Source organism: Streptococcus infantis, assembly GCF_047460825.1.
In the GTDB taxonomy this organism is placed as follows: domain Bacteria; phylum Bacillota; class Bacilli; order Lactobacillales; family Streptococcaceae; genus Streptococcus; species Streptococcus infantis_V.
The window spans coordinates 1-11,803 of the sequence record NZ_JASHFO010000043.1 but is presented as its reverse complement, the minus strand read 5'-3'; the positions used below and the strand labels follow the sequence as shown (position 1 = coordinate 11,803).

General features: G+C 41.3%; 3 protein-coding genes. All 3 read right to left on the bottom strand.

The annotated features are described in order from the left end of the window. Positions 1–4,936: alpha-L-fucosidase (locus QM911_RS09320; RefSeq protein ID WP_414313827.1), on the bottom strand; the 4,936-nt coding region annotated here is incomplete at its 3' end. 470 nt (positions 4,937–5,406) lie between these two features. Further along, a complete protein-coding gene (locus tag QM911_RS09315) occupies positions 5,407–9,990 on the bottom strand; it encodes an SIALI-17 repeat-containing surface protein (protein ID WP_414313826.1) in 4,584 nt (1,527 codons plus the stop codon). A gap of 374 nt (positions 9,991–10,364) precedes the next feature. After that, on the bottom strand, positions 10,365–11,348 hold the full coding sequence (locus tag QM911_RS09310) for an acetylxylan esterase (protein ID WP_414313825.1): 984 nt from the start codon (positions 11,346–11,348) through the stop codon (positions 10,365–10,367). Positions 11,349–11,803 lie beyond the last annotated feature (455 nt).

The window sequence follows — 11,803 nt, the reverse complement described above, 5'->3', positions numbered from 1 at the left end:
CTACCGCATCTTGAGTCTTAGCTTCTTGGATAGATACAAGAGCTTGTTCTGACAACTCAACTAGTTTCTTCTTAGCTTCCTTATCATCACCTAGTTCCTTGGTCTTGTTTTGAATAGCCTCTGCCAAGCTTGCCATTGCCTTGTCGTAGTCAATCTTAGGCTCTTCTGGTTGGGCTGGTGTTTCTTCGACACCATAGTTCTCTTCCTTATCAAGGATCGTTTGCAAGGCTGCAGCTGTTTTCAGAACTTCCTGTGGTTTAGCATCACTTGCTGAAAGTTGCTCTGATAATTTGTCCAAGTTTGACTTGAAGGCTTGACGCGCCTCTGGAGTATTCTTCAAGCTTGTTTGGTCAAATTTATCCAATTCATCCTTCCAGTTCTTCATAGCTTGAAGCAACTCTTCTTTGGTATAAAGAGCACTATCTTCTCCATGAGTGATAAACTGGTCAACTTGGATACCAATATTTTTCGTAGTATCATTACGTTTTGGATCCAATTGCAAGGTTACAGCATGCCATCCCTCTTCAAGTCCTGTTAGACGAACGAGAGTCTGATCACCTTGACGTGTGGCAGCTGTACCACTGAAGTACTTCTTACCGTTGTATTCAGACGCATTACCTAGACCATCTTGATACTCGACTCTTCTACCGTCTAACGTCACCTTGTAGATACCATGACCTGGGTCTACAAAACCTTTAATTTCTAAACCTGTACCGTAGAAGTAGGCTGTTACACTAGCATTTTTCTTTTGCTCTTCCGTTAAACGACCAAATGACGCCCAAGACTCAGTGTTTTGGTATTTACCTGATGAATTGGTTTCATGGTGCCAACCTGGGCTATAGTCAAGTTGACTGGCCTGATCATCATGACTGACTTGATCTTTTTGAAGCAATTCAGCTTTCATCACTCGAATCGTTGCTTCTGAAGCAAAGCCAAGTAAAGCTTCGTCTGAAGCACTCGTCATTTTCACTTTGAAGTCAAAGATAGAGTCAGCTTGCTCCGTAAAGTCAATTGTTGGAATTGTCAAAGTCTTTTCTGTTTCACCTTCTTGGAAGGTCAAATCAGCTGTTGTATCCTTGTAAACCTTACCGTGAACCCCTGTTCCTGGTTCAGTCACGACATGGACTGTTGCAGCTCCTTTGCTACCACCAACACGTTTAATGGTTACAGTAACTGGTTGGCCTTTTTGAACTTCATAGGTAGTTTCTTTCAACTCAAACATACCTTTACCAGCATTATTAAGCGTGTAGATACCTTCAGTTGCAATAGCTTTGCCAGTTTTGTTGACGAGTTTGATGGTGTGTTCACCTGGAGCCAAGTCATCTGTTTCATAAACCATCTGGCTACGTTTACGAGCCGCATTATTAGTTTGTACGTCTGCAACCTTTTGACCATCCACATAAACTGACATTTCACCGTGGTTTGGATCCACTGTAGATACGACATAAGCCTTAGTTCCATTGAAACGGTAGGTTACGCTAGCATCTTTTTGATTGGTCCACATGGATGTTCCACGGACGCCTTCAGATTCGTCATACCAGGTTGTATTTGCTTTATCAGCTGTTGTATTTGAATGGTAATCCAAACCTAGAGGATAGCCGTCTGTTTTTTCGATACTACTTGGTGTCTTATAAACAGAGAAGTTTGTCAAAATAGGAGTTGCTTGTGAATTCGTGATAGTCACACGAATCTTTTGTGCTTCCACAGGTTGACCTTGGACGAGACGACGATAACCAACAGTCGAACCTTCTCCATATGGAACCCAGCGACCATTGAGTTCAACTTCAACCTTAAATCCAGAGATACGTTGACCTTTAGCAATATCTTCTTTGAGTTCAACTACGTCAAAGCGTCTCTTTTGACCGAGATCCACAGTGAATTCACCTGTCTTGGCATCATTTGACAATGCCCAACTAGTATCATCCTTACCATCTGTTAGGTTGCTTGCTTGATACAAGTGATTCTTACGAGTAGAGCTTGCAGTTACAGTTGCTCCCTTGGCGAAGTCAGTCGCATACATTTGATCCAAGGTTGCTCGGAATTCTTTCAAGCGAGCGACGTCTGCGTCTGCGAATTTACCTTCTTTATTTGGTGGAATGTTGAGTAGAAGTGGCGTTCCACGACCAACAGACTTGAAGTAGATATCCATCAAATCTTTGATTGATTTTGGTTGTTGATTGTCATGGTAGAACCAACCTGAACGAATAGAAACGTCTGCTTCACCGACAGAGTACATATCTCCTTCTGGGTCTCCATGGTTGAGATATTCGTTCTTCACATCGTCAGTGATTTTAGCTTTCTTAACCTTATGCCAAACTGGATCTCCAGCGATACCACGTTCATTACCGATCCAACGGACACTTGTTGGTTGAGCAGAGAAGATAGCGATATCCCCTTCAGCTTCCTTGATGTACTTGAACCACTCGTCAAAGGTGTAGGTCACTTTTTGAGCTCCGCTACCACGCGCACCATCCATCCAGACTTCGATGAATTTACCATTATTTCCGTATTTAGGATTGCCAAGGATTTCCTTGAGCTGGTTGAGGTAGTATTCGTTGTACTCTTTTTCTGTATCAACGTGGTATTTAGGATGGTTAGCGTCCCATGGCGATAGGTAAACCCCCATATTCATGTCATACTTGGTTGCTGATTTAGAGATTTCTTCGAGAAGGTCTCCCTTACCGTCTTTCCATGGACTTGCAGCTACCGTATGGTCTGTGTATTTAGATGGATAAATCACAAAACCGTCATGGTGTTTGACAACCATGATTGTTCGTTTGAATCCAGCATCCTTCAAAGTCTTAATCCACTGATCTGTATCAAGGTTAGTTGGGTTAAAGTTTTGAGGATTTTCTCTACCGTTACCCCACTCAGAGTTGGTGTAAGTGTTCATACCATAGTGGATGAAGGCTGCCAATTCTTCCTTGTGGTAGTCCAATTGGGCCTTGCTTGGAAGTGGACCGTAAGCAGCAATTTCTGTTTCTTCGTCTTTTGGATCCACTACCGGAGTTGCTGGAGTTGCTGGTTTTGGATCTTCAATCTTTTCGTATTCAAAAATAACTTCATTCACCCCTTTATGTTGGATTGTTGCTTCTTGACTTGCGTTGACTGCACGGTAGCCTGCAATTTCTTTGGCTTGGAATCTGTGAACAAAGGAAACTTCATATTCTTTACCTTCATTATTGTCCACAGTTGCAGTTGCCAATTCTTGGTCGGTACCTTTCAAACGATAATGAACGTCAAAGGAACCTTTATTGACCTTATAAACCACCTTGATGACACGAGTTCCTGCAGGAGCCTTGCTCACAACACTATAATCATCTTCCCAAGCGTCTTTTAGTTGCTTGTTGACAGTTTTGCCGTCAATCGATACAATCTCATATTTGTCTTTATTCTTCTTGTAGAAATCAGTCTTCTCAATTTCTGTTTTATAGTTATAGTCGAACTGAGTTCCAACTTCCGTCTTTTCAACAAAAGTATCGTTTTCTTTGACTGGATTATCATTTTGGTCTAGGTGTTCGACAACAACTCGTCCATAATCAACACCTTCAAGGAGAGTCGCTACACCACTTTCATCGAAGGAATATTTGTTTTCACCGATAACAGCTGTTTTATTTCGAAGCATTTCTCCCTCTGGAGTGAAGTAATAACGATTGCCGTTATCGCCTTGATACCAACCTTTAACACCGTATTTGTCAATGATTTCTTTGACCCATGCCAATTGTTCTGGCGAGAGGACAAGCCCTCCTCCAAAGCGATCTTTTTCAGCAATGTTAGCATTATCGACAGTTCCACGTTGGTGGATCCCAATGACCTTACCATCACCGTTAATAATTCCACCACCTGAAAGACCTGATACAGAAGTCAAACGATAAGTGACACCAACTGTTCCCTTATCATCATACTTTTCAGTACCTTTAACAACACCGTCCGCCTTATACAATTGACCTGGAACAATTGGTTCCTTCAATTCTGGAGACGTTGAATCTGTAGGGTAACCGATGGTGCTAACAGATTCTCCAGCTTTGTATTCTCGATGTTCTGCTAAAGGAGTAAAGGTAGCTGCCTTATTTGGACTTGCAATTGAAAGTGGAACTGGAGCTACAACCAAGGCTAGGTCATTCTTATAGCCTTCACCGAATTTTTCTTTATTCCAGAAATGAATGTCCTTTTCCTTGAACAAAATTGTGTTCCCTGAAGTTGGTAAAGAATTATTCTTAGCAGTATTTGAACCTACATTGTAGTAGAACTTAGCCGTATCACCACCACGGATAGAACCAGCATTAGTATCTGCATCCTTAACCAAGAAATTATGAGCTACTGTCAACATAATATTTGGAGCAACAAAGATACCTGAACCTGAGTTAAGGTATCGTTGACTACCGCCATTGGCCAAAGGTGAGCTAAAGATTGAATAAACCATAGTAGCAGATGTAGCTGGTTGACCTTCATAATTGATATGCTTAAGGTCTTGTCCGCCATTGATAATGGCTCTATTTTCTTTTCCAGCTTCAGATGGAGCTGCTTCTGTAGCTTTCAAAATGCTCTTAGTCTCTATTTGTGGACTATCTTTTTCTGATACAATAGCTGCAGTATCCACTTTTTTCACTGGTGTGTCAGGATAGGCACGATCAGAAATTTCTTCAGGGAGTAAATCGCCAGCCACTTCAGCAGGTTTTGCTTCCTCGACCTTTTTCTCAACAGCAGATTCTTTTTTTTCAGTTACTTCTTCTTTGACCGCTTCTTCTTTTTCATGATCTACATCTGCCACTTCTTTTGCTTGACTATCTACTTCAAGTTTTGGTTCTGTCACAAGTTCATTAGCCGCAACATTCCCTGATGCAAAAAAAGTAAGACCCACTGTTACTGAAGCAACACCAACAGTCAGTTTACGAATGCTAAATATTCGACCTTTTTCTAAAAAATATTGTTTCATCAAATACTCCTAATCTTCTAGAGCAGTCAGCTACTGCCCGAGCCCAGTTTTAGCTGGCGACATTTTTTGTTTGATTCCCTAACTTAAAATTCTTTCTCTATACTATTTTTGAGCAAATATAAGTTTTAGAAATCGCTTACATTTTTTGAAAATAAAATAATGCTCAAATTAGCAAGAATTTTAACTAGAGTTTCAGCATTATTATAAATATACTATATTGTCAAAAAAAATGCAAGGGGTTTCAAAACTTTAACTAGATTTTTACTGAATATTTTGCTACTATTTATCACTAAAAAATGGTTATCACTAAAAAATGGTTATCACTAAAAAATGGAGAGGACAACGATTGTCCTCTCCAGATCTTAGCTTTTCTTCAATCCACTACAGTTGACAAAAAGCCTCAGTGCTAGTCACTACCCTTTCTAATACAAGATTAAATCTCTCGATGAATTTCGTTGGTTTTAACTATTTCATTGCCCTTCTTTTTTCTTGCCCATAGTAAACATGCCTAAGATCATACCTAGCAGTCCTACAGTTACAAGAGGAGCGCCATCTTCACTTCCTGTTTCAGGAAGAAGATGTTGACGCGCTGCAGGTGCTTGATAAGTACGATCTTGTGCCATAGCCTGAGTCACAATAGACTGGTCGCCCTTATAGTCTAGAACCCCTTGGACGGCTGCTTCAGTATTGTTTACACCACCTGCAAAGGCTGGAACTTCTGCACTTGTAACTTCTAGTTTATTGACGCCGCCTGGGTATTCTGGAACTTCTAACTTAGCAGATTCCACCCCATTTACACCACCTGTGTATTCTGGAGTTTCTAACTGAGCGGATTCTACTGCATTAACGCTGCCTGTATATTCTGGAACCTCTAACTTAGCAGATTCCACCCCATTTACGCCACCTGTGTATTCTGGAACTTCTAACTGAGCGGATTCCACTCCATTGACGCTGCCTGCATACTCTGGAGTTTCTAACTGAGCGGATTCTACTGCATTGACACCACCTGTGTATTCTGGCACCTCTAACTTAGCAGATTCCACTCCATTGACGCCACCTTCAAATTCCGGAACTTCGTTAATAGTTCCCGATGGATTTTCTTCTACATCTATTTCTGGAACTTCATGGACCGCGGCTTCTTCGCCGTTCACACCGCCTTCAAAGGCTGGAACTTCGTTAATAGTTCCCGATGGATTTTCTTCCACATCTATTTCTGGAACTTCATGAACAGCGGCTTCTTCGCCGTTCACACCGCCTTCAAAGGCTGGAACTTCGTTAATAGTTCCCGATGGATTTGCTTCTACATCTATTTCTGGAATTTCATGAATAGCGGCTTCTTCGCCGTTCACGCCACCTTCAAAGGCTGGAACTTCATGGACCGCGGCTTCTTCGCCGTTCACACCACCTTCAAAGGCTGGAACTTCGTTAATAGTTCCCGATGGATTTTCTTCTACATCTATTTCTGGAACTTCATGAACAGCGGTTTCTTCGCCGTTCACACCGCCTTCAAAGGCTGGAACTTCGTTAATAGTTCCCGGTGGATTTGCTTCAACCTCTATTTCTGGAGCTTCATGAACTGCGGCTTCTTCGCCGTTCACACCACCTTCAAAGGCTGGTACATCATGAACGGCTGCTTCCTCACCGTTGACGCCACCTTCAAAGGTTGGAACTTCGTTAATAGTTCCTGGTGGATTTGCTTCTACATCTATTTCTGGAATTTCATGAATAGCGGCTTCTTCGCCGTTCACGCCACCTTCAAAGGCTGGAACTTCGTTAATAGTTCCTGGTGGATTTGCTTCTACATCTATTTCTGGAACTTCATGGACCGCGGCTTCTTCGCCGTTCACACCGCCTTCAAAGGCTGGAACTTCGTTAATAGTTCCTGGTGGATTTGCTTCTACATCTATTTCTGGAACTTCATGGACCGCGGCTTCTTCGCCGTTCACACCACCTTCAAAGGCTGGAACTTCGTTAATAGTTCCCGGTGGATTTGCTTCAACCTCTATTTCTGGAGCTTCATGAACTGCGGCTTCTTCGCCGTTCACACCACCTTCGAAGTCCAGAATCTCATGAATGGCTGCTTCAGCACCATTGACACCGCCTTCAAATTCTGGGACTTCATGAATAGTTCCCGGTGGATTTTCTTCGACCTCTATTTCTGGAACTTCATGAATAGCGGCTACTTCGCCGTTCACACCACCTGAGAAGTCTGGCACATCATGAACGGCTGCTTCCTCACCATTGATGCCACCTTCAAAGGCTGGATCCTCGTGAACTGTACCTTCACCATTGACTGCACCTGTAAATTCTGGAACTTCATGGATTTCTGCTTTTGCTCCATTTTTACCACCAGGAACTCCTGCACCTTCAAGACTTACAGGTAAATTATGCATGCTCTCAATTGCACCATCAATGATTTCTGTAATTTCTTGACCAATATCTTCCTTGTTAACTGCGAAAAGCAATGTTTTTGTATCGTATTGCGTCAAGAATGTTGCAAAATTACCATTTGCCAGTTTAAGAACTGGTGGCCGATTCACCAATACTTCAGAATCAAATTCTAAAGCAATGACATTTTTGCTCATCTCCACAGCATTTTTCACAGTTGCTTTTGTTGGAGAAATTCTATCCTTGCTCAAGAAATCCCAGTTGAATTTCTTATAAGACAAGGTATACTCATTTTGTTTACTATCTGCATGCTCATAAAGTAAACCAAATTCACCATTTCCAAGATCTTGCAAGGAGTTATAGGCAAATTTACCGCTTTGAATAGGATTGTGCTTGAGCCAAGTCAAATCTCCGTTAGCTTCCACACGTGCTACGTGTACCAAACCATTGTAACGTCCTGGTCCACCTGCGTTGCTAAGGACGATATATTCCTTGCCATCTTGTACCGTATGAATAGCTGACATTTGAACATAGACATCTTTGATATCTGAATAGCGTTTTACATCTTTTTCCCAAGTTGCTCCGCCATCCTTACTTGTTGCAACCTGCAAATCTCCTGTCAATCCACGCATGAAGAGTTTGAGGTCTCCGTTGTTCAACTGAACAACAGTTGACTCAGTATTTTGAGCACCTGGATTATTCATGGTTGAAGAGTGAATTGTTTGGTTGCCTACTGGACGGTTATCATTGACCGCTTCTCCTGCTTGCCATGTTTCACCATGGTCATCTGAGTAAATGACGCGTGAAGACTGAGAACCACTTAAGTAAGATACGTTGTTTGTAGTATAGACTGGGATAACCAGACGTCCTTTATGAGGTCCTGAATGCAAGGCAATTCCCGTACCAGGTCCTGTTCCTAAGAAGTGCATCCAATCCTTACGAATACCGTATGTAATATCTTTAGGTGCAGACCATGTTTTCCCATCGTCATCACTGTAAGACATCCAGAGATAGTTGGTGTTTGAAACTCTAAAGATATTCTTGTCGCTATAATCAAAGTAGACATTACCAATCAGTTCTTCACCTTTATACAAATCCCCCTTATCACTATAGGCTGGCTTCTTAGGATCAACTACAACACGGTATTCTGTCTTTCTATTTTCAGGGTCAAAGACTTCACCATTTTCACGGATTGTATAACGTCCTGCTTCACCTTGTTTGTACAAGACTTGGTATACCTTGTCCCCAATTTGTTCATAGGCTTGTGGTGCTTTTCCTGGAAGAGAAAATACAGCCTTACCTTCAAGGAACATATCATAAATTGAAAAGATTCTCTTAGTTTTCGGATCTTGGACTAGGGCCATGTCAATGTTGACTGGTGATGGCCATTCTGGATTCTTAGCATTCTCATTATCACGAGGATTTGAGATGACAATTCTATCTCCCCATGTTTTGCCCTTATCATCACTACGACGAACAACCATACCGATATCACCCCAGTCAGAGTGATGCAAGCGTCTCTCATCTGCACCAGCAATCAAGGTTCCTTTATCAGTTTTCAGCAGGGCTGGAATACGGTAGCTTGCAATACCATCTTTATTTGGCTTGCGGTTCTCACCACCTTCAAAAACGTCCAGTTTATCAGTAACTTCTGCTCCTTCAGGAAGTTTCTTCTCCAACTCTCCTCTTTCAAAAAGTTGGCTACGTTTTTTAACTTCTTCTGGTGAAAGGGTACGATCATAAACAGTTAGATTACGGACTTTAAGATTAGCGCCCCAGAAGTTTTTGCCTGTGCGTTTCGTTGTACCGATTTGCACATGGTTGACATCTGGCATGTCTTGGATGAAACGACCAGACTGAGGACTTGTGCGCGACAAGACACCATTTACATAGACACGAACTTGACCTTTTGGTTGGTCTGCATTTGGTCTTTCAACTGTGAAGGTTACAGAGTTCCACTCACCTGGCTTAATTTTCAAAGGAGCAGTTTTATAATCACCATAGAATTGGTTTCCATTTGCATCACGACCTTCAACGATAGCTGTGTTATCAAGGATGGCCATAGTGAAATACTCATTTACTTTGGTGTCACTAGAAACTGAGAAAAGGTTGTAAAAACGTGGAGCAGATGCATCTGGCTTAAACTCCATATGAATGGTCGCATTTTGAAGTTTTTTAAGCTTATCGAGTTCCTCTTTCATGTCAACTCTTTGACCGTTTGAAGGATTGGTTTCAACATCTTCCTTCTCTATAACAGTATTGGCATTTTCCAACTCTCTTGCATAAAAGTCACGCGGAATGTTTCCAACTTCTTCTTCGTCTTCACTCTCTGTAGCTGGAGTTTCGTTTGATGCTTCTGTTTCTGTTGGTTTTTCAGACCCTGGGTTTGCTTGCAACTCTTCACGGCTCACTTCTGTTCCACTATTATTTACTGTGGTTACTTGGCCTGCAGGCTCCTTATCTACATTAGCTAGACTTCCTGTCTCTACTTCCTTAGGCAATTCTGGCAAAGATTGCCCCGCTGTTTCACCATTCGTTGATGGCGCCTCTTGAGCCAAAGCCGGTGCAGCACCAAAAACAACCGCTCCAATCACTACTGAAGCTGCTCCAACTGCAAATTTCCGAATTCCATATCTCTGTTTTCTATCAAAATCTCTCTGATTCATGTGTTCCCTTCCGTTATTTTTTAAAAAATAAAGCGCTTTCTTTTTTGCTTAAAATTTTTAGCCCTTCATACTAGCTGCAAATAAGAAACTGTATTATCGAATGGTAATTCCCATCCTTTTAACCTTGAACTACTGTTGTATGACATAAACTTCCACTACTAAGAAGAAATACAACAGATTTTGCTCCTTCCATAATTGATATTACACTTATTATATAATAAATATTCTAAATTATAGTCAAATAAGTCTATAATAGATTCCACTTTCAAAGATATTTAGAAGTTTCAAACTACCTGAAACTACTTTCTCATTATCTGAGTCACATAAAGAAAAGCCTGTAGTTCATTCGAAACTACAGAGCTTTTTTTCAATTTTTAGTGACCAAGATAGGTAAAGGGGATCTCACTACCACACAACCAGTTGTAAACTTGATCATTGACATGAACATTCATGGCTTCGTGAGCATATTCAGGCATGATACGATAACTCTTTTCACAAGTCAAACGGTTGTAAATAGCAAACTGAGTGATTGGATAGCAGACATCGTCATCAAGTCCAGTAATCATCCGAACTTCCCCCTTAATACGATGGGCAAGATTTTTTACATCGATATAACTAAGTGTTTCCATAATCTGCTCTTCTGTCTCATGGAATGGATCATGGAACTTAAAGTAACGAAAGAGCTCATCATAGGCTTCGCTAGTATTTCCAATCTCTATCACTCGTCTAAAGTCTGATAAGAATGGATAAATAGCAACTGTACGCTTGATACGTGGATTCAACCCCGCAGCCACCAGAGCCAGCGCTCCTCCTTGAGAAGCTCCATAGCTTGCTAATTGCCCCTCATCCACTTGTGGGAAGCTAGCTACAATCTCAACTAATTGATAAATATCAAGATAAACATCCTTATAGAAGAGTTGCTCTTTTCCTTCTACTGCACCACGGATGATTTGACCCTTAACCGTATTTCCAAGAGGCGAGCGTAACCCATCTTGTGAGTAACCAGACTGACCACGGACATCCATAGATACGACACCATAACCAGTGACTGTAAAGGCCAACATATCTGCCCAATCCCAACAGCGTCCCATATAGCCATGGAAGTGGAAAATGACAGGTACTTTCTGTTCAGATTTTGGTAAGACCACACGTGCATAAACAAGACCTTCCCGAGTGCCCTTAAAGCTGAGTTCATAGCACTTCACATTTGGAATATGAAAATCACGTTCCTCTAGTTGATAATCTGGCAAGATTGAAACCTTCTCTATTTCCCCATCCCAAAAATCGTCAAAGTCTTGCGGAACTTCATCTCGCCCTCTGTAAGTTTTCATTTCTTCTATTAGTGCTGGATTTCTCATAAAACCCTCCTTGGTTTTGTAAACGTTACCATAACTCTAGCACATAAAGGAAGGCAATGCAAGACTGATATTTTAAATAGAAAGTGATTTTAATTTTGAAGATTCATAAAAGCTTATCTGAAAGTAGTTTTATCCATTCCATTCTGTATAACTTTCAAAGAATAACAGCTTCTTTTCTCTCTCCTCCAAGAGTCATTGAAGACTAGTCTTATACTCAAATCCAAACTAGGTCAGCTTTATCTGCAACCTCAATGCCGTGCTTTGAGCAACCTGCGGCTAGCTTCCTAGTTTGCTCTTTGATTTTCATTGAGTATTAGCATGTTTTCGGGTATAGTCATTTAGTTTTAAAAAAGCACTCTAAACATTCAAAGATATTTGGGACTTCCCTTAATAAATCTGTCACTTTCTTTTTCAAGACAGCCCAAGCTTGCTCAATGGGATTCAAATCTGGTGAA

What these genes read in the sequence shown, in the direction of transcription:
- QM911_RS09310 (WP_414313825.1), bottom strand. Translation starts at nt 11,348, where the DNA reads ATGAGAAATCCAGCACTAATAGAAGAAATGAAAACTTACAGAGGGCGA.
- QM911_RS09315 (WP_414313826.1), bottom strand. Translation starts at nt 9,990, where the DNA reads ATGAATCAGAGAGATTTTGATAGAAAACAGAGATATGGAATTCGGAAA.